Raw genomic sequence first — 25,528 nt, forward strand, 5'->3', positions numbered from 1 at the left:
AATACCTTGTCAAAAGATTTATTGAAAAATCACCAGGAAGCGAACCTGTTTCCCATATGCTTCGACTATATTACCGAAGACAACTTTAGGAAGTGATGATGATGCAAGAGGATCAAGCGTGGATCCAGCGGTGCAGAGACGGCGACCGCGAGGCTTTTTACCATCTGGTGGAGCCTCTGCTGGACCGGGTCTACAGCACGGCGGCGGCGATTCTGCGTTCGGCCCATTTGGCGGAGGACGCCGTACAGAACGCTCTGATCGAAGCTTACCAGGCGATTATGAAGGGGAAGGAAATTCGTTATTTTGCGGCCTGGTTTAAACAGATGGCGGCGATGAGAGCGATCGATTTGGCCCGAAAGCGGTCGCGGATTGACCGCATGTCGGAGGACTTGGAACAAGTGGAACCGGTGGACCGTCAGGCGCAGCCGATGGAGGTTCTTTTGATAAAGGAAGAGCAAAACAGCCTGCTAGCCCAAGTTATGTCCCTCGACATTCCCCATCGTTCCGTGGTACTGCTGTTTTACTATCAGGAGCTGTCCCTGGAGGAAATCTCCATCGTGCTGGGCGTGAAGGTAGGCACGGTCAAATCGCGGCTGCACCGGGCACGGCTTAAGCTGCTGAAGCTTTATCAATCCGATGAAAACAAGAAGGTGGTGCAACATGTTGGATACAAGGAATGAGTTGGATATGAAAAAGGAGATCGAACAGTCGCTGGACCGGTTGACCGCTCCCGAGTCGCTGCGGGATTTTGCCCGGAATATCGCATGGCACAGCGAAAACAAAAAGCCCGACCGGCGTCGGGCAGGGAGAAGGCCATGGGTCACCGGTTTCGTCGCGGGAGCGGCCGCCGTCTCGCTCCTGTTCGTGACGGCCGAGATGTCCCCCGCGTTTGCCAGCATGCTCAAGCAAATCCCCGGCGTTTCGGTCGCCGCCGAATGGCTGGATACGCTCCGCCGCCAGGACGGGGTCGAGAACGCCGCCGCTCACAAGTACATGCCTTTTGAACCGGTGGTGCAGCAGTTTGGCGATATGAAGGTGAGCCTTGCGGATGTTTATCTGACCAGCGATAAACTGATGTACAAAGTATTTATTCGGACGGACGCCCTCAAGGAGCATATTGCGAAAAATCCGGACGGAAGCTTGAGTCTCGACCGTACCGCCGATTTTTACGCCGTGGAAAGCGTGGATTTCGATATGATCGAAGGGAGCGGCAGCGAAGATTTGATTACCGACCAGGAGACGGGAGAGCCGATCCTCGTCATTTCCAACATCATAGATTTGGAACCGGAAGCGGTGCAAGCGTTTCTGCAGGGGAATCCCGACACTTTGCGATTTGAAATTTATGCGGGGACCCATGCCTCCGGCCGCGTGGACCGGCAGTATGCCATGAAAGTGCCGTTTTCGCCCGACCAGCAGTTGAAAGACCGGATTATCCAAGCCAACCGGCGGATCGAGGTGAAGGGGGACCCGGATATCGGGGCTGTGGTGCTGGACAACATCCGGGTTACTCCGCTGAACACCTATGCCGAGCTTCGGTTGGACAACAGCGCAGAATATTCGCTGGATCTTCGGTTAAACGGGGACGGTAAGGAAGATCCGGTGAAGCTGACGGACAACAACGGCAAGGTGTATCCGTTGGTTTCTTACGAGACGAAGTATCAGCCGGTGCATGACCGGTTTCAGCCGGGGGTAATTAAGCTGACGTTCAATTCCTCTCCGTTTTTTGACGAGACCGTGGACCGACTGACGCTTCACGTCGGCGCCGTGGAGGTCTCGGACTGGACGAAGAGCGGCTCCTTTACGCTCGATTTAAACGAACCGCTGCCGAAGCCGATCCGCTTTAAAAACAAGGAAATGACGATTACCGAAACGCGGTATGAGGATGGGTTTTTGAAGCTTAAGGTGCGGCAGAAATCCGAAGATCGCATGAGCGTCCGGTTCGATATTCCTTCCTTACGTCCCGACAAAGAGAAATCTCCGGAGCTCTGGGAGGCGTATTACGGGGAAAAAGCGGATTTAAGAAAGGAACGGATAATGCCGACCGAAGGAAACGAGGAATACGAACTGGCCTTCATGGTTCCCAAACAGGAAACTTATGAAATTCGCGTGAAACGGGAGGCCGATCCCGTACGTATCGACCGGACGATAGCGTTCGATCTTCGCTAGGGCAAGATCAAATCACTTGAACTTGATTTGAGTGTCCCTTTTCCGGAGGCTCAGGCGTTATACAAGTAAAACAAAATCAAATGCCTGACTGGCCGAGAGGAGATTATCCATGAACGTTACGAAAAAGACCCTGATTACCGCCGCGAGCATCCTGTTGATGTTTGGCTCGGCAAGCCCTATTGCCGAGGAGGCTGCAGCCGCGCCGCACAAATCGTCGAAGACACAGGCGGCCTCGAACGAGACCCGTCTCGAACAGCAGAAAAAAGCGGCGATAGCGATCCATTCCAAACAGAAAAAGCCGGGAGAGCTCACCGTCATGTATGATGGAACGGACAATTCCCTGTCTTTTAACTATCTGTCCATCAAGACTTCAAATGATGACGAGTACACGAAGCTGTTGTCCAAGTACAAAGCGCCGGAGTTAACACAGCCGGCCTGGCTTCCGGAAGGGTACGCTTTTGAATCCGGTGAAATCATGCCGCCATATCCTCATTTTCTCAGCAAGAGATATCAAGGGATGTTAAAGGAACTCCAAACGGAAGCGAAGGGCAAAACGTATTACGCCAAGAAGCTGAACTGGAGCGAAGCCGGAGAAACGGCCATCGTCTTCTCCAAAGATTCGGACGTCATTCGCCTCAGCGCCAAAAAGATGCAGCCGTTCTTTACGGAGGTCACAAAGGTGCCGGGGAAAGGGGAAAATTTTGAAAAGTTGACCGTCAACGGGATCGAGGCTTTATACGCCACGAATTCCGACGCCCTCTTCTCGACCAGACTGATGTGGGAAAATACGAAAGACCAGTTGGAGTACGAGATTTCCACCTACAAAAATAGCTCCCTGACGAAGGACGATCTCGTCGCGATCGCGGAGAGCATGGGCAAAGAGTGAACTGAAACAGAAATAATCCATTCCCGGAGTCTGCGTATAGGCAGGCTCTTTTTTATTTCGATGTATTTTTCGTTCGGCTCGGACCGCAACCTTTCCACTGCGCCAACGTTCAACTATATAGTTGAAATTTGAAGTCGGCTTCCTGGCCGCGATAGGTTTGTATTGAAGTGTACATATTTAAAATTTGAGACGCATTCGACAGGGAAAAGGAAAATTGTTGTTTTTTGTCGAATCTTTGTGACTATGATGAAAAGAAGAAAAATTGCGGCGATCGTCGGCTTGTTCTTTCTTGTGCTGACGGGGATTCGCCTCGTATGGATCAATATACAAACGACCTCGATGCGGATCGAAGCGGAGGATGGGCGCGTGGATTTAAGCGATTGGCTCCCTTCGTCCAAACCGATTCTTTCCCTTGATGGACAATGGGAGTTCTATCCTTCGCAGTTGGCGACCCCGGGTCCCGATGGGGCGTTTGTGCCCGAGGCCGGCTCCACCATGAAGATGGCGGTCCCCGAAAGCTGGCAGCGGTATTTTTCCCCGCAGCAGCGTTCGACCTTCGGCTATGGGACGTATCGCCTGCGGGTTATTTTGCCGCAAAGAACGGAGGAATTGCCCAAGTTGACCGTTCGCATACCGCGGATTTCGACCTCTTCGGCTTTATATGTGAACGGGCGCTTAGAGGGCCGCTCCGGTCAGCCGGCGGAGCAAGCTTCGTCCTACCGGGCGGGTAGTATGCCCTATTCCGTCACAATCACCGCCGACCGCGATGTCCTGGACTTGGTCCTACACGTCGCCAATTACGATAACCGCGTCATGGGCGGGTTGACCGAACCCGTCAAGCTCGGAACGGCGAGCGCCATGGAGCGGGCATATTGGTACTCCGCCGGCTCGCAAGCGGCGATGGTTCTGCTGATGGTCATGCATGCGGGGTATGCCTTCGTGCTCTATTTCATAGGTGCCCGACACAAGCCGCTGCTGATCTTTTCTTTGCTGGCGGCTTGCGGTGCGGCCGCTGTCTCCGTGGATCAGGATCAAATTTTGTCCGCCTGGTTTGGGGTCGGTTATGAAACGGCTTCTAAAGTGTTCTATTTATCATACGTTGGCGTGGCCGGGCTGCTGCTGCATTTTTTAAAAGGCTTGCTGCCGGAAATTCCGATCCTTCGCTACTCCCGTTGGCACTTGGTCGCCTGCGCGGTATTCGGTTTGGGTGTTTTGGCGCTGCCGGCCAGGCTGATCACTTACGCTGACGGGTTACATACGCTGCTGATGCTGGTTTCGTTCGGCAGTGCTCCGGTCTTTCTCTATTTGGCGGTAAGGAAAGGGGTTCCGGATGCAATCTATTTGTTGCTCGGCGTGGTGGCTATGGCATCGAATCTCATCTGGGGACTGTTGAATTACACGTTTTTTCTCGATATCGGCTATTATCCTTTCGATATGCTGGCCTTGTTTGTGGCCTTTGCTTTGTACTGGTTTAAGCAGTATTTCCGCAGCGCCGCCGAAACCGCCACACTGGCGGAGCGTTTGAAGGAAGCCGACAGACTGAAGGATGAGTTCCTGGTTCAGACGTCGCATGAACTGAGGAATCCGCTTCACGGTATTCTGAACATGGCCCAGACCGTACTGGACAGCGCCGGAAAATCCGACGACGAGGCTAACCGTGACCGGTTAAAGCTGCTGGTTTCCGTAGGCAAGCGGATGTCCTTTTTGCTGAATGACCTGGTCGACCTGACCCGGCTTCGGGAGAACCGGGTCCTGCTGCAACCCGGTCCGCTCCGTCTCCAGGCGGAGGCATCCGGCGTGCTGGATATGGTCAGGTTCTTGACCGAAGGGAAGCCGATCAAGCTGGAAAACCGGATTCCCGATTCGCTGCCGCCGGTGCTGGCGGACGAGAACCGGCTGCTGCAAATCCTGTTCAATCTCCTGCATAATGCGGTCAAGTTCACGAATGAAGGGCGCATCGTCATCGATGCGGGGATTGAAGGAGACATGGCGGTAATCCGCATTTCGGACACCGGCATCGGAATGGACGAAGCGACAATGAGCCGGATATTTCTGCCCTATGAACAGGGTAGGGAACAGACGGAGACGAACGCGTCGGGCTTCGGGCTGGGTCTTTCGATCACCAAGCGGCTGGTCGAACTACACGGCGGCGAGCTGACGGTCACCTCCGTTCCGAACAGCGGCTCGGTCTTCAGGTTTACTTTACCCGTGGCGAAGCCCGACGAACTCGAAGCCGCGCCGGAGGCTATTTCGGCAGGAAAGCCGAACGAAGCGGATGCAGCTCTTAACCGCGCCGAGACGGCCGCCGCCGCTTCCCCGCCGGAAACTCCCGCCCACAGGGACGTGCCGCGCATTCTTGCCGTCGACGACGATCCGGTGAATCTGCGCGTCTTAACGAACGCGCTCGCCCGGGATCGATACGAGATCGTAACGGCGACGAGCGGCCTCGAAGCGCTGTCTCTTCTGAATGCGGGAGCCTGGGATTTGCTCATCGCGGACGTGATGATGCCCGGGATGTCCGGGTATGAGGTCTCACGGACCGTCCGCTCCATGTTCTCCCATTCGGAGCTGCCGATTCTACTGCTCACGGCCCGGCACCGGACGGAGGATATCGAAGCGGGCTTCCGTGCTGGAGCGAACGATTATATCGTCAAGCCTGTCGATGTCCACGAACTGCGAGCACGGGTAAAGGCGCTCACGGACGTCGCCCGGACCGCCCGCGAGCAGTCGCGGATGGAGGCGGCATGGCTCCAGGCGCAAATTCAGCCGCATTTTCTGTTCAATACGCTGAATTCCGTCGCCGCGCTCGTCGAAGTCGACCCCGACCGCATGCGCAACCTGCTGCTGGCTTTCGGCGATTATTTGCGGGCCAGCTTTGACTTCGCGAACCTGGAGCGGTTCGTCCCGCTGGACAAGGAACTGGAGCTGGTGCGGGCTTATCTTTACATCGAGAAAGAACGCTTCGGAGACCGCGTTCAGGTGGAGTGGGAGGTGGACGACGGTCTCCCGCTGCAGGTGCCGCCGCTGTCTATCCAGCCCCTGGTGGAGAATGCGGTCCGGCATGGTCTGCTTCGACGCAACCGGGGAGGCACCGTCCGGATCCGGGTTTGCGACTTTGGAGACTATGCGGAGATCTCCGTCGAGGACAACGGCGTCGGATTCGACCCCGAGCTCCTGCGCGGGGTTCTGTACCCAAGGGAGACCCCTGGCAGAAAATCGGGCGTCGGCCTGGCCAACACCGACCGCCGCTTGAAACAGCTGTTCGGGAAAGGCTTGCAAATCCAGGGGGCTCCCGGGCAGGGCACGGTCGTTTCTTTTATCGTCCCGAAGCAAGCGACCAGCGGCACGTTACTGCCCCGATACGGTTTAGAGGCTAAGTAATAGATGAATTGCAGAACCTGGCATTTGGTGCTATACTTTTGCGCATGAAATAGGAATGGGGGTTGTGGAGATGGCAATGCAGGATTGCTCATTGGCTAGGAAGTCCTCATGCAAAGCCTGATCTAGGGCGATACTTTGCGTGAGGTGCGATAGGATGGATTCGATCGCCCAAACTCTTCATTTTATCGTTTCTAATAACAGGCTTTGCACCTTATTGAGATTTTTTATACAAAATAAGGGGCTGAAAGCTATGAGTACACCATTTATTAGAAACCATCAATTTAATGTGATTAAGAAACAAGCGGAATTTCTTCAGAATACGTTGCGGACGGTTGCGGATCGGCGTGTTCTGGAAACGGTAAGGTATCGGGCCGCGGAGAATATTGTGGAAGCATTCCTCTATCTGTCCGAGGAACAGAAGAAGATGCTTGAACAGATCTCTACCTTCGAGACGGCGTTCGAATTCCAGCGATATCTTAACGAGTTGGAACCTTATCTGGAGCCATATCCGCCCATTACGCCGAAACAGATTCAGAAGTTGTTCCCTAAAAATAAGAAGCTGAAAGTTCCGGATTTAAACTCCATCGACTTCCGGTATGTCACCTATCTGAGTTGGGTGGATATCGCCACGAACCGGTTATTCATCGTATATCCGTTCGAAGATCGGTTCATCGGGGTGGAGGGGCGAATTACACCGACGAACAAGAAGGGGTATTGCCTGTTCTGCAACCGTGAGCATGAGCTTGCTCACTTCTCGGTTCGAACGCCCCACACTTCACCGGATAACATATCCGCCGTAGGTCAATATGTGTGCATGGATAACCAAGGGTGCAACCGAAGTATTACAGATCCCGGCTCCCTGGAGAAATTCATTCTCTCGGTGAGCAAATAATAAGCAACTAGGCTGCCTTCGGGCAGTCTATTTGTTTATTAAAATCACGCTGTTTTCCCAAATAAGAGACCGGTTGTCCCACTGGGAGTAATTAGGTAAAATATCATCGTAGACTCCAGTTCCGGGTATTTTTAACGTAAACCGTTTTCAACAGGGATGGAGGATTTCATTTCGTGACGATACAGGAGGATATACCCATGAAGTTCAAACATTAACGCCTTGCTGAGATTGGATACAGGGCCCGGGCACCTCCATGCATCGATTTGTTGATTTCCGATTTGATGCGAACAAATCCAGCATGTGGAGGATGAAGAAGATGAGCAAACCCTTAATGAATGTGGCTTTGGTATGCGGCCCCGATAACGATATGGAATTGCAGGCCATGCGTGCCGCTTTGGAATTATTTGGCGCAAGAGTTTTTACGTATTGGATCGGCCGGCCTAATGACCTGATTTCCGTGTTGAACGGAGAGGACATTTATCCGGATACGGATTTGATCGTGCTCCATTTTCACGGAGACGAAGGCAAAATGATTATGCCCGAACTGGGCGAAGACGTTTATGAAGACGGGGAACCGAAAGGGGATTTTGGTCCGGACGAGATTCGGCGCTATGCCAAGCTGGAAGGTAAAACCGTGATCGGCAACGGATGCACGCTGGGGGACCCGGCTTTGTCCCGGGCTTTTCTGGACGCCGGCTGCCGGATTTACATCGGACCGGACGATTACCCGGAGGGCAATGCGGCGCTGATGTTTTTGCTGCGTCTTTTTTACGAGATGTGCCAAAACCAGAAATCTATGAAAGAGGCTTACCGACTCGCCAGGTCCATGGATGAAGAAAACATGACGATGTATCGAATTTATGAAAACGAGGCGTTGGTGTAAAAGCCTGACTTCGACTTAGGGCAGGAATCTAGTACCCCATCAGCCATCGTAGTAGGAAAAAATGAGTCACTCACAGAAATAGCGGTCTTTTGGGCCGCTATTTCTGTTTGATTTGGCTCTAAGGGGATAATAGTACCGTTATTACCTCCCACGGCTGTCAGAGGATAGCGGGCTAAACCGAAAAGCTATAAAACGAGAGCCGGAGTGCCGCTACTGCCATAGCTTTTAATCCGGCGATTCTATTTATTGAAACGTTTCCATTCCAATGTTATGCTGATGTTCAGAGAAAGTTAACAACGGGGGAGTTCTATGACGAGTATCAAGGATATCGCGCAAATAGCCGGTGTGGCTGTAGGAACGGTCTCCCGGGTGATCAACAACTCGGGACCGGTCAAATTGGAAACGCGCCGGAAGGTGGAAGAGGTCATCCGGCGGATGAACTATGTGCCCAATGAAGTAGCCCGGAATTTTAAAATGCAGAAGTCCAAGATGGTTGCGCTGCTGCTGCCCAGTATCTGGCATCCGTTTTTTTCGGAATTAGCTTACTATATCGAGGATGAGCTTGATCAAAGCGGTTTCAAGCTGATGCTCTGCAACAGCGGGGGCAAACCGGAGAAGGAGCTGTACTACCTGGATATGCTCCGGCAGAACAAGGTGGCGGGGATTGTGGGAATTACTTATAACGATATTGAGAAGAATGTCGGTCCGGAAATTCCGATGGTCAGCATCGACCGGCGCTTCGACCGGAAAATTACCTGTGTGACCTCGGACAATTTCGAAGGAGGGCGGATCGCTTTGCAGGAACTCGTTAAGGCAGGTGTCCAAAGACCCGTCTTCATCGGAGCGGTGGCGGCCATGTCCAGCGAAACGATGAACCGCAAGGCGGGTTTTGTCCATGAAGCGCAGCGGCTTGGCGTGGATGGTTCCGTCTTTGAGCGACCGGATCCCATCATGGACGAAGAGGCTTACTTCGATGAATTTTTCCGGATTCATCCGGAAGCCGACGGCGTGTTCGCCATTAATGATATGTTTGCCGCCAAATATATCGACCGGGCGGTGAAGCTGGGATTAAAGGTGCCGGAGGATGTCAAGGTTATCGGCTATGACGGAATTCAGAGCCATACCTATTTCCATCCGGTGTTGTCCACGATTCGTCAACCTGTGGAAGCTATGGCGCGAACGGCCGTTCAACTGCTCTTTCGGAAAATGAACGGAGAGGGTCTGCCGCGGGAAACCTATCGGCTGCCCGTTATTTTCAGGCGGGGCGAAACAACCTGAAGCATTCCGGCCGGTTGTTTCACGAAAAAGTGGAAACGTTTCACTTTTTTATGACAGCGCTTCCTTATTGGCGTTCGAGCGCCGGTTCTCACCCCAAATGTCTCAAATAGCATCGGCTCTTGGCGACGACGAACGCGGGAAGCCTAGCGACATCAAGGAAGGGGTTGTCTTCTATGAACCGCAAACCGCACAAAAAAAACAATCTCGTTTTCAACATGCTTTATAAACGTTTTCTTTTGGTGATCGCTTCCATCCTGATCATCGCCATTCTTTTCGGCGTCGCCTTGTTTTTGCGCAGTCAGCGGTATTATTCGGAGATCATCTATAACAAACAGGTCGAGCGGCTAAAATTCGTTCATCGCGATATCGAAAGCGAAATCGAAACGATCAAACGCATTCAGTACGGAGTCTTGATGGACGAAAGTGTCGATAATTTGCGCTATCTCTATTCATCCAGCCCTTACTTCCTGCGCTATCAAATGATTCATTCGATGATGGATCAAATGAAATCGCTGAAAAACAGCAGCCGCTTGGTATCGGACGCGGGCGTTTACTTTAAATCCATCGGCAAAGTGATCGGCAGCGAGGAAATTAACGATATGGAACCCAAGGCCTGGATGGAGATGGAGCAGGTTTTGTTTCCAAACGCTTCTACGCTGATGACCTACCATAATCGCTTAATCGTTTTGGAAGCGGTTACTAACGCGCAGGACAACCCGTCTCTGGATTGCGTCCTGATCGTGGAACTGGACAAGCGGGCGATCGAAGAACAGTTAAAGAACGCGCTGCTGACCGACGAGGACATGATCGTGCTCACCGGCGGCGAGCGGCAGTTTATCGTGGCCAGCGGGCACGAGGGCTACACCTTGCCTATCGATGAGGCGATTTCCGGGCAGCACGTGAAACTCGCCGACAAGAAATTCGACGTGATCCGGAGCGAGTCCGAAGTTCTCGGAACCCGGCTTCTATGGCTGTATGTCGATAACTCGAATCAGGTTCTGATCGGAATCGGACTTACGCTTTTGCTGTTATTTATCGCGCTCATCGCGCTCATCGTACTGTCCGGCTTTCTCGACTCCTACCGCCGCGTCTACCACCCCCTGAAGCTTCTGCTGGAGGATGCCTTCGAGCAAGTGCGATCCGGTAATTTCAAGTACAGGATAATCCACCACGAACAGACGTATTTTGCCGAGCTGTACGACAGCTTCAATGAAATGGTCGGCCAGATCGACTTCTTGATTGAAAAAGATTTAAAGCAGCAGCTTCTGATCAGCCATGCCCAGTTGAAGCACCTGCAGGCGCAGATCAATCCTCATTTCATGTATAACAGCTATTATCTTCTATATCGCATGATCAAAATGAGAGATTACGAAAACAGCGTCGTATTCTGCGAGCATCTCGGCAAATTTTACGAGTATATTACCCGGGACGGCGAGGATGAAAAAACGCTTGCGGAAGAGGTGGCACACGCGCGGAACTACGCGTCCATTCAAAGTTTTCGCTTCAAAAATCGCGTGAGCATCGAATTTGCCGAACTGCCTGTCCGGTGGACCCACACGCCGGTTCCCCGCCTGATTCTCCAGCCCTTGCTGGAAAACGCCTTTCAGTACGTGTTTGAAAAAGTGCCTACGGACACGGCCGGCATCTTAAGCGTCTCCTTCCGGGAGAATGGGGAGGAGTTGGTCATCCGCGTCGAAAATAGCGGAGACCTCGACAGGAGCGCGTTAGAGCCTATCCGAGCCCTGATCGAGCAGGGAAGTAAGGTTGGACAGACCACGGCGTTAAGGAATATTCATAAACGAATGCAAATTTATTTCGACGAACGTGCCGGACTGAGCATATCGCAATCACCGCTTGGCGGACTATGCGTCGAGATTACTATACCGCACGGAGAAAGCGAGGGGGAATGATGAACCATTCGGGTCAAAAACTGCTGATCGTGGACGATGAGCCCACCATTGCCGACGGATTACGGATGATGTTTCGCGAACGGAAGGAGCTCGGGCTGGCGGTGGAGGCCGCTTATTCTTCGAAAGACGCACTTCTTCTATTTACGGCTTTTCGCCCGGATGTGGTTCTGCTTGACATTCATATCCCGGGTATATCCGGGCTCGAATTGGCGGGACGGATGCGCGAAATTCACCCCGCCGTCAAAATTATTTTTCTGACCGGCTACGATTATTTCGAGTACGCCTACAAGGCGATCAAGCAAGACGCTTACGACTATATTCTGAAAACCGAGGGAGACGACAAAGTGATCGCGGCGGTGGCGGCGGCCCTGGACCGGATCGCGTACGAGCAAGGACTGGAAAACCAGTATGTTGAGGCCCAAGCTCGCCTTGCCACCATGCTCCCGGTGTTCAGGGATCATCTGCTGTCGGCGCTGCTAGCCGAATCTTCGCCCGACGCGGACGCGATGTCCCTTACGATGAACGAGTTGGGGGATTCCTTCATGCCGGATCACCCCGTGCTGGTTCTCCTCGGGCGAAACTGCTCCGAGCAAATGTCCTTCACGAGGAAAGGGCTCGTTCAATTGACTGTGGAGCAGATCCTTAAGGCCCAATTGCAGCCTTCTCCTCTGCAAATTCTCAGCACAAGCCATCGGGAAGATATTCTCTGGTTTCTGGTCGGCCGGGACAGTGAACTTGGCCCGCCTACCGTACCGATGCCGCTCCTGGAGGACATTCAGGGGATTCTGGCGGAACGTACGGGATGCAAACTATCTTTTGTACTGGCGAAAGAAGCAGGAAGCTGGATGGAAATCGGCCGCGTTTACCGGTCGCTTCAAAGGACGCTGGCGCTTTTTGATCTGTGCAGCCAGGAAGGAATCGCTACGGAAGGAGACCGATATCCGGGAGAGTCGTTCACTTCGGAGGACGAAGAGTGCGCCGTTGTCTTACGTTTGCTGCCGCGTGTGGAATTGCTCCGGACTCATCTGCAAAGCGGCAATCTGGAATCGTTCCGAAACCTACTGGACGAGGTGTGCCGGGTGCTGTCCCGGATTCGCAACGCCTATCCGCTGCATACGATGGAACTTTATCTTGCGGCCGGCAAAACGCTGCTCGGCCATTTGAACGAAACCCGGCTGTACTCGGCGTTGCCGGAGGACATCGATTTGACGCTGCTGTACACGCCCACGCAAATGCAGAGCTGGGTGGAGCGGGCCGCGTATCTGAACAAGCTGGGCCGCGCGCTGTGCGAAGCGGCGGACACGGAGCGTCGGGCCAATGCGGAGACGACCATAAGCCGGATCAAAGAATATATCAACCAGCATTTGGCGGCGGATCTCTCCTTGAACGCGCTCGGGCGGGCGACAGGCTTCAACCCCAGTTATCTTTCGCGGATGTTCAAGCGAGAGGTGGGAATTGGGGTTCACGATTATATCACCCGCTGCAGGATCGATCTGGCCCGGTCGCTGCTGACCCACACGAAAATGAAAATTTACGAGATTTCCCAAAAATGCGGATATGACAATACCAACTATTTTATCCGGAACTTCAAAATACTAGAAGGCCTTACGCCGCAGGAATACAGGAATCGCCACGCTTAAAGGGGGAGCGCCAAAACAGGTAAAGGGATAGAGATAAAAGTCCAAAGATTAGCATGGGAATGGAACGCGAAAAGCCGGATAATGAAATTGCGATCGCAAAGTAAGCGCTTTAAAAAGGGGGAGATTAGAATCGCAGTATCCGGCAAACCGAAGAGAAAATGGTTTCTGGCAGAGCTTCCGTTCCATGTCATGCTTTTGCCGGCGGTCATCCTGACCCTCATTTTCCGTTATGTTCCCATCGCGGGTTTATCCATCGCCTTTATGGATTACCAACCGGTTTTCGGTCTTTCCGACCAGAGGTGGGTAGGCTGGGATAATTTTGAATACGTTTTCAATTTGCCCGGATTTTTCAACGTGCTGTGGAACACCTTGTTTATCGCCGTGATGAAAATCGTCGGCAATCTGATCGTGCCGGTCGTGTTCGCCCTGCTGCTTAATGAAGTCCGTAACCGGTGGTTCAAGCAGTCGGTACAGACGATGCTGTATTTGCCGCATTTTCTGTCGTGGGTGGCGCTGGCCGGCGTGCTCATCGATATTTTGTCTCCGTCGTCGGGCATCATCAACAATCTGCTGACCGGGCTGGGGATGAAGCCGATCTTTTTTCTCGGGGATCCGGCCACCTTTCCGTACACGCTCGTCTTCACCGACGTATGGAAAGAATTCGGCTGGGGGACGATCATTTACCTCGCGTCGATCACCACGATCGACCCGACGCAATACGAGGCCGCTATTATCGACGGGGCGGGCAGATGGAAACAAACCCTGCACGTCACGCTGCCCGCCCTGGCGCCGGTCATGCTGCTGCTGATGGTGCTCGGTATCGGTAATGTGCTGCAGGCCGGCTTTGACCAGGTATATAACTTGTACAGTCCGCAGGTCTACAGCACGGGAGATATAATCGACACACTCGTGTACCGCATCGGGATCGTGGACGTGCAGTTCGGCCCTGCCACCGCCGTCGGCTTTTTCAAATCGGTCGTGTCCTTCGTGTTGATCGTGATCGGCTATAAGCTGGCCAACAAATGGGCAGGATACAAGGTTTTCTAGCCGCTTATACGAAAGGGGGGTTACGGCTATGGAAAATTCCGCATCCAGAAAAGCATTTGTGGTTTTTAACGCTCTGCTCTTGTCGTTTATGGCCTTTATCTGTCTGCTGCCGATTCTGAATTTGATCGCGGTCTCGTTCAGCTCTCGCTCGGTGGTCGAGGCCAATCAGGTCGGACTTTGGCCAAAAGGCTTTAATACCAGCTCGTTTCAATACATTTTTGCAAATCCGCAATTTTTCAAATCGCTGTGGATTACAGTGGAACGAACCTTCCTGGGCTGGGCCATGGAACTTGTGCTGACGATTCTGGTCGCCTACCCTCTGTCCAAGTCCAAAAGGGTGTTTCGCCTTAGAGGGTTCTATGTTTGGTTTTTCATGGTGACCATGGTGTTCAACGGAGGCCTGATTCCCACGTACCTCGTGGTCAACGAGCTTCATCTGGTCAATTCCGTTTGGGCGCTGATTTTGCCGGAAGCGGTGGCGATGTTCAATGTCCTGCTGATGCTGAATTTCTTCCGGACGATTCCCGGCGAGTTGGAGGAGGCGGCTCTGATCGACGGAGCCGGGTGGCTGGTTACGATGGTAAGGGTCTATTTGCCGCTCAGTCTGCCTTCATTGGCAACGATCACGCTCTTCATCCTCGTCCGCCATTGGAACAGCTGGTTCGACGGGCTGATTTTCATGAACATGCCGGACCGTTATCCGCTGATGACCTTTTTGCAAACGATGGTCCTGAACCTGGATCTGTCGCAGCTTTCGTCGACGGCGCTCGCGAACAATCCGCAGCTTTTGGAAATCACCGGCAGGTCGCTGCGATCGGCGATGATTCTGGCCTGCACGCTGCCGATTTTGCTGGTCTACCCGTTCTTGCAGAGATTTTTCGTCAAGGGGATGCTTTTGGGGAGCGTGAAGGGCTAGAAAGCCAGTATTTCGTGTCATAACCACATTTGATCAAGGGGGAGAGAAATTTGAAAAAACGGAAAACGAGAGCGCTGAGAGGGTCACTGATTGCCATGCTCGTTCTGACGATGGCCGCCATGTCGGCATGCGGAGGCGCGACAAAGTCGGGCCAGCCGGAGCAGCCCGATACCGGGGCCGTTTCAACGCCGGCAAACGACGGTCCATTGGTGAAGTACGAGCCGGCCATCGAGCTGTCCGCGATGAAGAATCTGTACGGGGATGAGAGATACCTTCCCGGCGACGATCTGAACAACAATGTTTGGACCCGGGCCTACGAGAACGAACTGGGCATCAAAATCAATTATCAATGGGCGGTAGCCGGCGAAGGCTTCCAGCAAAAGGTGACGATGGCGGTGGCCTCCGACGATCTGCCCGAGCTGATGACGCTTCCGGCAAAGGATTACTTTACACTTGCCAAGGCGGGCAAACTGGCCGACTTGACGCCGTATTTTGACAAATACGCTTCGGACACGTTAAAGGCCACCTTAAACGCGGACGGCGGAAATCAGATGAAGACCGCTTACGTGGACGGCAAGCTTTACGGGATTCCGCAGACGGGCGGCTTTGACGCCACGGCAGACATGATCTGGATTCGCCAGGACTGGCTCGAAAAGCTGAATCTCCCGGTTCCCAAAACGTTGGATGATGTCGTAAAGATCGCCAAAGCGTTCCGTAATGAAGACCCTGACGGCAACGGGATCAAAGACACGTTCGGCATCGGTTTTCAGAAGGATCTGGTCAGTTCGACCGGCAGCTTTGAAGGCTTCTTCGCCGCCTATCATGCTTACGGCAAGGCTTGGATTCGGGGCGAAGACGGGGTGATTTCCTACGGGGCTATCAAGCCGGGGATGAAAGAGGCTCTGGCGAAGCTGAGGGAGCTGTTTGCGGAGGATCTGATTGACGTGGAGTTCGGCGTCAAAGATTGGAAGAAGGTCGGCGAAGATATCGCGGCCGGGAAGGTCGGCCTGTTCTATGGACGGGAAGGATTGCCGTGGATGAGCGCCAAGGACGCCATCGTGAACAATCCGCAGGCCGATTGGATTTGCGTACCGATCGTTTCGGCCGACGGCCAGCCGGCCAAGCCCGTTACGACCGTGACGATGGAGCGTTATTTTGCCGTACGTGCCGATGTGAAGCATCCGGAAGCGCTCTTGAAAATCATCAACCTGTTCCAGGACAAAATCAACAATCCGAAAACGACCATGGAAACGCTGAATACGTTTGGCGTGGATCCGAAAAGCGGGATTAATTTCGCCGCTTACGCCTTCGGCGGACTCGATCCGTCCGAGGATAAACCGAATAAATACTTCAAGCAAATCAACGACGTGCTGCAGGGCAAGGAGAAGGTGGAAAACATCCATCCGGAAGCGATCCGTTACTACAACACGATCAAAAATTATATGGACAACGGGATGGATAAGGGAGCCGATCCGCTGGGCTGGAACTACTATAAATTCCTCGGTCCCGATAGCTCCTGGAAGGTGATCGGCTATTACCGCGACAACCAATTGCTCGAACGGTCGGCCTGGTTCGGCTTGCCGACGGCGACGATGGGCCAGAAGGGCGCCACGCTGGACAAGTTGCAGGAGGAGACGTTCATCAAGATCATCACCGGCAGCGCTCCGGTCTCCGACTTCGATGCGTTCGTAGAAAATTGGAAGAAGCTAGGCGGTGACCAGATTACCAAGGAAGTGAATGAATGGTACAACGCTACTTTTGAAGCCAAATAGGAGGAGGCCAGCTATCGATGAAACAGGGAAGCAGACACCGATTTTATTTGCACGAGGCCGAGCGCGAGAATATGCCGGGGCCGGATACATGCGGCGACTTTATGCCGTTCTACCATCAGGGAATCTTTCACTTGTACTATTTGCACAAGTACTGCGTTTATGAAGTGCTCACGACCGATTTCGTTCATTACGGAGAGCCGCGGATGGCGATCCCTTGCGGAAGTCCGGAGGATCAGGATTGGCATATCGGCACGGGGAGCGTCGTGGAACGCGAAGGAGTTTTTCATTTTTACTATACGGGATTCAACGAGAGCTACCGGGACACGCCGGGCAAGCATGAACAAGTGCTGATGCGGGCCATCAGCACCGATCTCATCCATTGGGAGAAGGACGCCTCGTTTCACGTGGCGCCTGACACGGAGCATTACGGCGGGTTGCATTGGAGAGATCCCCAAGTGTTCTGGAACGATCAGGAGCAGGAATATTGGATGGCCGTGACGGCGACCGAGAAGGACGCGGATCACAACCGCGGCGGGTGCACCCATATTATGAAATCTTCCGATTTGGCGAACTGGCGTGCCGGAACGGCGATCTATGCTCCGGGAAGCTTTGCTACGCATGAATGCCACGATATATTCAGGATGGGCGATTGGTGGTACATGGTCTTCTCCAATTATACGCGCTGGTGGGAGACGCGTTATCGGATGGCTCAAAGTCCGAAGGGGCCGTGGATCACGCCGGCGGTCGATGATATGTTTGACGGCCGGGGCTTTTACGCCGCGAAAACGGTCTCGGACGGAAAAAAACGCTATCTGGTCGGCTGGCAGGCCTTCCGCACCGGTATGGACGATAGGAAGCCGTACCAGTGGGGAGGAAGCACTCTGGTGCACGAATTGGTACAGCGTCCGGACGGCACACTCGGCGTAAAGCCGGTACAAGCTTTGGAGGATTCGTACCGTAAAGCGCTGCCTCAAGCAACCGTGGCCCGCCGCGGGACTTGGACGGTTGAAAACGGGATACGCGGCCGTGAACCTTTCGGTTTCGGCTGGGTTGAAGTGGCAAGAATGACCGAAGCTTGTCTGGTTAGAGCGAAGCTAAGCTGGACACCGGAGACCCTCGCTTGCGGGCTCATGCTGCATACCGAGGGAGAGCGGCTTGAGAAATGGTGCCAGGTTCGGCTGGAGCCTTCAAGGAACAGGGTGATTTTTGACCGCTCCAACAAGTTTGATGGGGATCAGCAGTTTGTCGAAGAAAGGTATGTTCCGTTAGCGGGTGAGCATGAGGCGGAAATTAAGGTAATCACAAGCGGAAATATTGTGGTCCTTTATGTCAACGATACGGCGTTGGCCGCCCGAGCTTACGATTACCAACCCGGAGGGCTGGGGCTCTTCGTCGAGCACGGGGAAGCGGTCTTCACGGAGCTGGACATCATGGAATAGCGCAGACTGAGGGAAGGGACCGGGCGTAGGTATTTACGTCCGGTTTTCTGCGTTCCTCTGAAGGCTGTCTTGGCGACTTTTTCTACCCGATCCGGTACAATATCGGATAGAGGTGGTTTTTTCGATGCTCTCAACCAACGACTATTATTTTCTCAAATTAAGGCAGGTCTATCGCCACTGCCCCAATCATCAAGAGATTCCGGTGTCCTCCCAGGAACTGGCCGGAATTTTTGTTTGTACGCCCCGCAACGTCAAGCTTATTGTGAACAAGCTGGTCGAAGACGGATTGCTGGATTTCAGACCGGGGAGGGGGCGCGGGAATACGTCGAAGCTGATTTTTTACCGGGAATTCGATTCATTTCTGCTGTTGAAAACCGAGGCGCTTCTGAAGGAACAGGCGATCGGCGAAGCTCTTGAGCTGGTGAAGGAATTTGGTGAAGGGACGGAAGCCGATCGTTTTCTGGTAGGCTGGGTGAACTCTTTTTTCGGCTACAAAAAACTTCAAGCCCCCCATCAGGAAGCCCAAGACGCGCTCGTTATCCCGATTTACCGGACGATCACGACGCTGGATCCCACTCGGGTGATCTTTGACTCGGATGCGCATCTGATTATGCAAGCGTTCGATACTTTGGTGAAATACGACGCGGAGCGCGAAGCCTTCTCGGGTGCTTTGGCGCATGCCTGGGAAACCAATGGATCGTATACCGAATGGCTTTTTCATTTGCGAAAAGGCGTCGTTTTCCACAATGGCCGGCCTCTAACGGCCGAAGCGGTGAAGCAATCCTTCGCCAGATTGTTCGATTCTCCGCACCGCTGGGTGGTGGACGACATTGACGTGATGGAAGTGAAGTCGAGGCATGCTCTGCTGTTTCGGCTGAAACGCCCCAATGCCTTGTTTCTGCATTTTGTCGCTTTCACTCCCGCGTCGGTGGTGGATACATCCGGGATTTCCGATGGCTTTGTGAGATTTTCGGTGGGAACGGGACCCTTTGTCCTCGAAAAAATAACACCGGACCACTGTATTCTGTCCGCCTTCGATGCTTACTACGGTTACCGGCCCCATTTGGACCGGATCGAGGTGGTCCGGGTCTCGGAATATTTCAAGGAGAGTTTGGACGGATCGGGGCAGTTGTTTATGAATTTGGGGGAAGGGCAGCTGCCTCCGTTTCCCACCCGGTTGGGCCAGTCGGAAGCCCGGTATTCCGGAACGAATGTGCTGACGCTGAACATGCGCAAGAAAGGCCCGCTTCAGAACAAGTCGTTTCGCCGGGTTCTCGACCGGATGATCGACCGCGAGGCACTGTTGGCGTTGGGGGGAATCCGGCATGAGATCGCCTGCGGCTTTCCTTTTAGCGAGACGGCGGGCAGGGCGCGGAATGTGAACGCGAGTACCTTGTCGTCCGCGGCAGATTGGGGACAAGAGCTGCGGGACGCGGGATACCTGGGGGAAACGCTGGTGCTTACGACTTATCAACGGCATGAGCCGGATGCCGTATGCATTCGCGAGACCTTACTCCGCTATGGGGTGCGGATTCAGCTGCAAATTTTGGATTGGGCCGACGTCCCGAATCCGGAAATCCTCCGGCGAACCGATATGCTTCTTTTTGAAGCGACACCGCACGAAGGCGTGATTTCGCTGTTTGACCTGTTTTTGTTCGAATGGGGGTTCATCTATCCGTTCCTTGATCCCGAGCACAGGCACAGGCTGGAGGACTACGTCAACCGCCTCAAAAACGAAGAGGACCCGGCGGCGCGTTTCCGTGAGTACAAGGAGATGGAGCAGTACTTTGCGGATGAAGGGGCCATGCTGTTCCTCGTACATAAAATCATCGATATTACGTACGATTCCTCGCTGGAAGGCGTGGCGTTCACTTCGCGGGGCTGGGCGGACTTCCGGGAGCTTTGGTATAGGCACGAACAGGTGCAGAACGAGCAGGCGTAAGGCGCGGACAGGAGTAAAGTGTAGGCAGGGGTAAGGCGTGAACAGGAGTAAAGCGGGCGGGTGTAGAGCAGGCAGGTTTAGTATGAACTGGGGGAAAGATGAGCAGGAGGAAAGAAGGACAGGAGAGCGGTGTGAACAGGAGTAAAGCGCGGGCAGGGGTAGTCGAAGTGGGGGAAAGATGAACAGGAAGAAAGACGGACAGGAGACCGGTGTGAACAGGAGTAAAGTACGGATAGGTTTGTAAAGCGTGAAAAGGGTGCAAGGTTTGATCTGATCAGGCGTAAAGCACGAACAGGTGTAAGGGTGGCGGGGTGAAAAAGGGCGGACTTGAACCGAGAGCTGACATAAGAAGCGCACTGGAACGAAAAAGATGCAAATCTGCAGGAATTTTTTGATTTGAACGGTCGGGAACAGCAAATTCCTGCAAATCTGCAACAATTTCCGGGACTATTCGCCGATTTGGCTCGTCCTGCCGAAAAAACCTGCAGATTTGCAGGTTTTTTTAATTTTCGCCCGAAACGCGGGAAAAAGCCTGCAGATTTGCAGGAATTTTTAAAGCCAGCCAATTGCGGCAGAACATCGTGGAAGAATATATTGACAATTGGGTACAGATCATATAGTTTAATGATAGTGAGTACTAACAAACGTTGATGGCAGACAAATACGACATCCAACAAACCAACCAAACAAACAAAAGGAAGGAGGAAGGAGGAAGGAGGAAGGAGGAAGGATCCACTTTGCCAACCAAATCATCTGTTAACAAAACGAAAGACAAATTAATGACCCAGGCCATAGAGCTGATGGCCGAGAAAGGGTACAAGGGCGTGTCGACGAAGGAAATCGCCGCAGCCGCCGGGCTTAGCGAGATGACCCTGTTCCGGAATTTCGGCAGCAAGATGAAGCTGCTGGAAAGCGCAATTGACCGTTACCATTATTCCGTCGAGATGTCGAAAATTTTTGAAGAGAACATTCAGTGGGACCTGAAAGCGGACCTGGTGATGATCGGCCGGATGTATCATGAAATGATGGATCGAAACCGCAAGTTGTTTCTGATTGTTTTAAGGGACGAGGAATTGAAGGACATACGCGAAAACGCACAGAAGCATCCTTTGACGCTGCTAGAGCTCCTTAAGAATTATTTTCAGGAGATGCAGCATAAAGGGAAGATGATTCCAACGGATGCGGAGGCCCAGGCTATTCACTTTATGTGGATGAACTATGGAGCGTTTATGTCCAGGCTGTTAGGGGGGCCGTCGATGTCCCGGTTCTCTATTTCGGCTTTTATCGAGTCCAGCACGGATTTGTTTGTCAGGGGTTTAAAGCCGTAGCATATGGTTTGCTATAACCAACGAAATAAGGAGAGGATTCCGAAATGAACAAATACAGTCATATCGACCTGCGGGTCACCAGTTGGGAGGCGGCTTCCCATTTTTACGAAAGCCTGCTGCCCGAGTTGGGATTTACGCAAACTTATCATAGTGCTGATTGGAAGGTGTTCGCCGGGGAGGGCGTGCTTCCGGACGTACCTTATTTTGCCATTACCGAGGACCCTGAGCATCAGCCGAACGGGAATCTGATCGGCTTTTGGGCGAGCGGTCGTGAGGAAGTGGACCAGATCGCCGAGTTGGTTACACGGAGCGGCGGGACGATCAATGCCGGTCCGCAGCTTTTTCCGATCAGTCCGACCTACTACGCCGTCTATTTCGAAGATCCTTGCGGAAACAAATACGAGATGGTGCACCGATTGAATTAAATTGGCTTTAAGAACAGCAAACGGCAGCCAGGCTTATAGCCCGACTGCCGTTTTTTGCTGCGAGCGGTCAACGAAGGCCAGCATGAATCTAAGAAATGTCCACCAATCTGAAAATTTTACAATTTTTCAAATAAAGCGTTTACATTATAATGAAGCCAGCTTAAGCGAATCGAAAAGAACAATGAATCCAGGTAAAACAAAAGGGAGGAACAAACATGGTCATGAAGAGGAATTGGTTTCTTCTATTAAGCTCATGGCTTCTGATCATCGCTGTGGCTTTATCGGGCTGCGGCGGAGCAAACGGCGGCAGCGGGACGACCCCGGCCGCGACGAACGGAGCGCAGGAGTCCGGCGGCGGCGGAAAGGATGCACCCGTTTCGGGAGCGGATGACAAGGAACCGGTCACGTTGAAATACACGTTCTGGGGGAGCCCGCAGGAGAAGAAAGCGGTGGAGGAGGCGACGAAAAAGTTCACCGAGAAATACCCCTGGATCACCGTCAATGCCGTTCATATTCCCGAAAGCGATTATGACGCCAAAATTACGGCGATGGTCGCGGCCAATGAAACGCCGGATGCCGGTTATGTCCATGGCGAGCTTGGGGAAGCGTGGCAGAAGGAAGGGAAGTTCATCAACTTCAACGACATGTTCGCCAAGGACCCGGAGTTAAAGAAAGAAGACTTCCTCGACTATATCTGGTTTAACGGGGACGACCCGAACTACACTTGGGGAATCAGCACGGCCGGCGAAACGTTCGGGCTATTTTACAACAAGGACCTGTTCGAGGCGGCCGGAGTAGAGACGCCGCCGGCCAAGGCGGAGGAAGCCTGGACCTGGGATGAGTTCGTGGAGGCCGCGAAAAAGCTGACAATCGACAAGAACGGGAAGAACGCGTCCGAACCGGGCTTCGACAAGGACAACATCAAGCAGTTCGGCGTCTCGTTCGAGAACTGGTACGGACCGGTCATGGCGCATATCGTCAACAACGAAGGCGATCTCGTCTCCGCGGACGGGACTAAGTTTGCGCTCGACCAGCCGGAGGCGGTGGAGGCGATCCAGAAGTTGGCGGATCTGATCAACGTCCATCACGTCGCGCCGAATCCGGTGCAGGCCAAGTCGATCCCGTCCCAGGCGGTCGCCCTGCAGTCCAGATTGGTGGCGATGAGCATGCACGGCCAATGGATCAACCTGGACCTCGGTGCCGCGAAAGTGAACTATGACGTCGGCGTTCTGCCGAAAATGAAGCGGAGCGTGGCCATGGGCATCAGCGGTGTGAGCGCGATGTTTAAAGCCACCAAACATCCGGAGGAAACGTGGCTTTTGACCAAGTTTCTCGCCGACCCGTCCGGGGCGCTGAATCTGTATCGGGATGGGCTCTGGATGCCGACGCTCAAAAAGTGGTACACCGATCCCGAGCTGGTGGCCCAGTGGGCGGAGAACAACCCGGCGCACCCGGCGGGCTTCAAGGACGCGTTTATGAACAATCTGCTGAACAACAGCACCCCTTCGCCGGTCTACTATGTAAAAAACTTCGGCAAGGTCAGCTCCCTGGCCTTCTCCGCCCTGGATCCGGTATGGCTCGGCAAGCAGAGTGCGGAACAGGCGATGAAGGAGGCGGCCGCCAAGATTCAGCCGGAGATTCAGGGACGATACGATAAAAAGTAGATGGAGCAAGCCGGACCGGCGCGCTGCACGCCATATCACGATATGCGCGCCGGTTCTTCGGCGGAAGGAGATAAACCGATGAAAACGTTGGCTGATGCGCAACACACGATCACACCCGCCCCTGCCCCCTCGGAAGGGATCCGAAAACGCAAACGAACCGAGCTGAAATACGGGCTGCTGTTCGCTTCGCCCGTGCTGCTTGGCTACCTCGCCTTCGTGCTCGGGCCCCTGGTCATCACCTTCGCTCTCGGGTTTACCGAGTACAGTATGGTCGGCACCCCGAAGTTCGTCGGGCTCGACAATTTTACGAGGCTGTTTACGGGCAAAGAGCCGCTCTTTTACGACGCCGTCGTCAGCACGTTTTACTACGTGATGGTCAGCGTTCCGCTCGGCATCGGCTTTTCGTTCGTGCTCGCCTTGCTGCTGAACAGCAAGATCAAGGGGAGGGCTTTTTTCCGCGGCTTGTTCTATTTACCCGTCATCATCCCGCTCGCCGCATCCTCAGTGATTTGGCTCTGGATGCTTCAGCCCGACTTCGGCGTCGTCAACTATGTGCTGGGCCTGTTCGGAGTCCCGAAAATCCCCTGGCTGTCCTCGGACTCGACGGTGATTCCGACCCTGATCCTGTTCAGCTTGTGGCTGACGGGGAACACGATGGTCATCTTCCTCGCCGGTCTGCAAAATATCCCCTCGCATTTGTACGAAGCGATCGAAGTGGACGGAGGAAATACGCTGCACAAAATTTGGTACATTACGCTGCCGATGAGCTCGTCGATTATTTTTTTCAATACCGTGATCGGGTTCGTCAACGCCTTTCAGACGTTCGTGCAGCCGGCGGTGATGACGCAGGGCGGCCCCAATAACGCGAGCTATCTGATCGTTTACTACCTGTTCAAGGAAGGATTTCAGTTTACGAAATTCGGCACGGCCAGTGCGGCCGCGTTCCTGCTGTTCCTGATCATTCTGCTGTGCACGGCGGTTCTGTTCAAATTTTCGGATTCACTCGTTTATTATGAAGGGCAGGAGAGAGGAAAATGAAGCTGCGCGCGTTTGCCAGACGTCTGGCGTTATACGTGATTTTGTCCCTGGGCGGTCTGCTGTTTGTATTCCCCTTCTATTGGATGCTGCGGACCGCGTTCATGGGGATGGACGGACTGTTTCAGATTCCGCCCGCGTTTGTCCCGAAGTCGTTCGAACTCGATAACTTTGTGGAGGCGCTGTCCAGCAATCCGTTCGGCCGATACTTCTGGAACAGCACGGTCGTCACGGTGCTCTCCATCGCGGGAGTCGTCCTGTCCAGTTCGCTGTGCGCCTACAGTTTTTCGCGGATTTCATGGACCGGGCGGGACAAGGTGTTCGGTTTTATTCTGACCGGGCTTATGCTGCCTTTCTTTGTCGTGATGATTCCGCATTTTCTCGGATGGAAGTTTCTGCATCTGACCGATACGCTGGTTCCGCTCATCGCACCGGCCTGGTTCGGCGGCGGCGTGTTCAACATCTTCCTGCTCAGGCAGTTCTTCCTGACGATTCCCCGCGACATGGATGAGGCGGCAAAAATGGACGGTGCGGGTCATTTCCGGATCTACTGGAACATCATTATGCCGATCAGCAAACAGTCGCTCATCGTCATCGGGATGCTGACCTTTCTGGCCAACTGGAACGATTACCTGGCTCCCATGGTGTTCATTTCTTCGGAAAAAAATTACACCCTGATGCTCGGTTTGACCCTATTCCAGGGGACTTACTCGGCCCAGTGGCATCTCATGATGGCGGCGACCGCGATCATCGTGCTGCCTTCCTTGATCGTGTTTCTCATCGGCCAGCGGTATTTCGTAGAGGGCATCGCGATGAGCGGCGTCAAGGGATGAGTGAAGGTTGACCCCTCACCGCTTTATAATGATTAAGCAGTCGTCATAATCCTGTCCGTTTCGCACCGTTCTTTCTATATAATGGGGCTAA

The 25,528-nt window shown here is 53.5% G+C and carries 19 protein-coding genes; all 19 read left to right on the top strand.

Annotated elements, in window-relative coordinates; translation table 11 throughout:
- Positions 1-95: 95 nt before the first annotated feature.
- The 19 genes from FRY98_RS12885 (at position 96) to FRY98_RS12975 (ending at position 25,437) form a co-directional block, all read left to right on the top strand.
- Positions 96-680 carry an RNA polymerase sigma factor gene (locus FRY98_RS12885; protein ID WP_225038417.1) on the top strand — a complete coding sequence of 195 codons (585 nt, stop codon included), beginning with the start codon at positions 96-98 and terminating at the stop codon, positions 678-680.
- Positions 661-2,166 (top strand): hypothetical protein, encoded by a 1,506-nt coding sequence (locus tag FRY98_RS12890; RefSeq protein ID WP_148452310.1) that lies wholly within the window; start codon positions 661-663, stop codon positions 2,164-2,166. Before FRY98_RS12885 ends, FRY98_RS12890 begins: the two co-directional genes overlap by 20 nt.
- 109 nt (positions 2,167-2,275) lie before the next feature.
- The gene (locus tag FRY98_RS12895; protein WP_148452312.1) at positions 2,276-3,052 is read left to right on the top strand and encodes a DUF4367 domain-containing protein; all 777 of its coding nucleotides are present in this window, start codon (positions 2,276-2,278) and stop codon (positions 3,050-3,052) included.
- Between the two features lie 243 nt (positions 3,053-3,295).
- Complete coding sequence (locus FRY98_RS12900) at positions 3,296-6,433, top strand: hybrid sensor histidine kinase/response regulator (RefSeq protein WP_249043397.1); 3,138 nt, start codon at positions 3,296-3,298, stop codon at positions 6,431-6,433.
- Between the two features lie 250 nt (positions 6,434-6,683).
- The gene (locus FRY98_RS12905; protein WP_148452314.1) at positions 6,684-7,325 is read left to right on the top strand and encodes a FusB/FusC family EF-G-binding protein; all 642 of its coding nucleotides are present in this window, start codon (positions 6,684-6,686) and stop codon (positions 7,323-7,325) included.
- A gap of 316 nt (positions 7,326-7,641) precedes the next feature.
- Positions 7,642-8,208, top strand: a complete 567-nt coding sequence (locus FRY98_RS12910) for a delta-aminolevulinic acid dehydratase (RefSeq protein WP_148452316.1) — start codon at positions 7,642-7,644, stop codon at positions 8,206-8,208.
- A 309-nt stretch (positions 8,209-8,517) separates the two neighbouring features.
- Positions 8,518-9,486 carry a LacI family DNA-binding transcriptional regulator gene (locus tag FRY98_RS12915; protein WP_148452318.1) on the top strand — a complete coding sequence of 323 codons (969 nt, stop codon included), beginning with the start codon at positions 8,518-8,520 and terminating at the stop codon, positions 9,484-9,486.
- 173 nt (positions 9,487-9,659) lie between these two features.
- A complete protein-coding gene (locus FRY98_RS12920; RefSeq protein ID WP_148452320.1) occupies positions 9,660-11,396 on the top strand; it encodes a sensor histidine kinase in 1,737 nt (578 codons plus the stop codon).
- Complete coding sequence (locus FRY98_RS12925; protein ID WP_170287081.1) at positions 11,393-13,036, top strand: response regulator transcription factor; 1,644 nt, start codon at positions 11,393-11,395, stop codon at positions 13,034-13,036. The genes FRY98_RS12920 and FRY98_RS12925 overlap by 4 nt, the downstream gene beginning before the upstream one ends.
- A gap of 81 nt (positions 13,037-13,117) precedes the next feature.
- Positions 13,118-14,083: an ABC transporter permease gene (locus FRY98_RS12930; RefSeq protein WP_148452324.1), complete on the top strand. Its 966-nt coding sequence runs from the start codon at positions 13,118-13,120 to the stop codon at positions 14,081-14,083.
- Positions 14,084-14,111: 28 nt separating this feature from the next.
- Positions 14,112-14,999 (top strand): carbohydrate ABC transporter permease, encoded by an 888-nt coding sequence (locus tag FRY98_RS12935; RefSeq protein ID WP_148452326.1) that lies wholly within the window; start codon positions 14,112-14,114, stop codon positions 14,997-14,999.
- Between the two features lie 50 nt (positions 15,000-15,049).
- A complete protein-coding gene (locus FRY98_RS12940; protein ID WP_148452328.1) occupies positions 15,050-16,771 on the top strand; it encodes an extracellular solute-binding protein in 1,722 nt (573 codons plus the stop codon).
- Positions 16,772-16,788: 17 nt separating this feature from the next.
- Positions 16,789-18,210, top strand: a complete 1,422-nt coding sequence (locus FRY98_RS12945; RefSeq protein WP_148452330.1) for a glycoside hydrolase family protein — start codon at positions 16,789-16,791, stop codon at positions 18,208-18,210.
- 124 nt (positions 18,211-18,334) lie between these two features.
- Positions 18,335-20,152 carry an ABC transporter substrate-binding protein gene (locus tag FRY98_RS12950; RefSeq protein ID WP_148452332.1) on the top strand — a complete coding sequence of 606 codons (1,818 nt, stop codon included), beginning with the start codon at positions 18,335-18,337 and terminating at the stop codon, positions 20,150-20,152.
- 779 nt (positions 20,153-20,931) lie between these two features.
- A complete protein-coding gene (locus tag FRY98_RS12955; RefSeq protein ID WP_412066985.1) occupies positions 20,932-21,480 on the top strand; it encodes a TetR/AcrR family transcriptional regulator in 549 nt (182 codons plus the stop codon).
- A 44-nt stretch (positions 21,481-21,524) separates the two neighbouring features.
- Positions 21,525-21,905 (top strand): VOC family protein, encoded by a 381-nt coding sequence (locus FRY98_RS12960; protein ID WP_148452334.1) that lies wholly within the window; start codon positions 21,525-21,527, stop codon positions 21,903-21,905.
- Positions 21,906-22,120: 215 nt separating this feature from the next.
- Entirely contained in the window at positions 22,121-23,569 is a 1,449-nt protein-coding gene (locus tag FRY98_RS12965; RefSeq protein WP_249043398.1) for an ABC transporter substrate-binding protein, read from the top strand.
- Between the two features lie 78 nt (positions 23,570-23,647).
- A complete protein-coding gene (locus FRY98_RS12970) occupies positions 23,648-24,607 on the top strand; it encodes a carbohydrate ABC transporter permease (RefSeq protein ID WP_148452336.1) in 960 nt (319 codons plus the stop codon).
- Positions 24,604-25,437, top strand: a complete 834-nt coding sequence (locus FRY98_RS12975; protein WP_148452338.1) for a carbohydrate ABC transporter permease — start codon at positions 24,604-24,606, stop codon at positions 25,435-25,437. Before FRY98_RS12970 ends, FRY98_RS12975 begins: the two co-directional genes overlap by 4 nt.
- The last annotated feature ends 91 nt before the right edge of the window (positions 25,438-25,528 follow it).

It is taken from the genome of Paenibacillus faecis (assembly GCF_008084145.1).
Lineage (GTDB): Bacteria > Bacillota > Bacilli > Paenibacillales > Paenibacillaceae > Fontibacillus > Fontibacillus faecis.

What these genes read in the sequence shown, in the direction of transcription:
- FRY98_RS12885 (WP_225038417.1), top strand. Translation starts at nt 96, where the DNA reads ATGATGATGCAAGAGGATCAAGCGTGGATCCAGCGGTGCAGAGACGGC.
- FRY98_RS12890 (WP_148452310.1), top strand. Translation starts at nt 661, where the DNA reads ATGTTGGATACAAGGAATGAGTTGGATATGAAAAAGGAGATCGAACAG.
- FRY98_RS12895 (WP_148452312.1), top strand. Translation starts at nt 2,276, where the DNA reads ATGAACGTTACGAAAAAGACCCTGATTACCGCCGCGAGCATCCTGTTG.
- FRY98_RS12900 (WP_249043397.1), top strand. Translation starts at nt 3,296, where the DNA reads ATGATGAAAAGAAGAAAAATTGCGGCGATCGTCGGCTTGTTCTTTCTT.
- FRY98_RS12905 (WP_148452314.1), top strand. Translation starts at nt 6,684, where the DNA reads ATGAGTACACCATTTATTAGAAACCATCAATTTAATGTGATTAAGAAA.
- FRY98_RS12910 (WP_148452316.1), top strand. Translation starts at nt 7,642, where the DNA reads ATGAGCAAACCCTTAATGAATGTGGCTTTGGTATGCGGCCCCGATAAC.
- FRY98_RS12915 (WP_148452318.1), top strand. Translation starts at nt 8,518, where the DNA reads ATGACGAGTATCAAGGATATCGCGCAAATAGCCGGTGTGGCTGTAGGA.
- FRY98_RS12920 (WP_148452320.1), top strand. Translation starts at nt 9,660, where the DNA reads ATGAACCGCAAACCGCACAAAAAAAACAATCTCGTTTTCAACATGCTT.
- FRY98_RS12925 (WP_170287081.1), top strand. Translation starts at nt 11,393, where the DNA reads ATGATGAACCATTCGGGTCAAAAACTGCTGATCGTGGACGATGAGCCC.
- FRY98_RS12930 (WP_148452324.1), top strand. Translation starts at nt 13,118, where the DNA reads ATGAAATTGCGATCGCAAAGTAAGCGCTTTAAAAAGGGGGAGATTAGA.
- FRY98_RS12935 (WP_148452326.1), top strand. Translation starts at nt 14,112, where the DNA reads ATGGAAAATTCCGCATCCAGAAAAGCATTTGTGGTTTTTAACGCTCTG.
- FRY98_RS12945 (WP_148452330.1), top strand. Translation starts at nt 16,789, where the DNA reads ATGAAACAGGGAAGCAGACACCGATTTTATTTGCACGAGGCCGAGCGC.
- FRY98_RS12950 (WP_148452332.1), top strand. Translation starts at nt 18,335, where the DNA reads ATGCTCTCAACCAACGACTATTATTTTCTCAAATTAAGGCAGGTCTAT.
- FRY98_RS12955 (WP_412066985.1), top strand. Translation starts at nt 20,932, where the DNA reads ATGACCCAGGCCATAGAGCTGATGGCCGAGAAAGGGTACAAGGGCGTG.
- FRY98_RS12960 (WP_148452334.1), top strand. Translation starts at nt 21,525, where the DNA reads ATGAACAAATACAGTCATATCGACCTGCGGGTCACCAGTTGGGAGGCG.
- FRY98_RS12965 (WP_249043398.1), top strand. Translation starts at nt 22,121, where the DNA reads ATGGTCATGAAGAGGAATTGGTTTCTTCTATTAAGCTCATGGCTTCTG.
- FRY98_RS12970 (WP_148452336.1), top strand. Translation starts at nt 23,648, where the DNA reads ATGAAAACGTTGGCTGATGCGCAACACACGATCACACCCGCCCCTGCC.
- FRY98_RS12975 (WP_148452338.1), top strand. Translation starts at nt 24,604, where the DNA reads ATGAAGCTGCGCGCGTTTGCCAGACGTCTGGCGTTATACGTGATTTTG.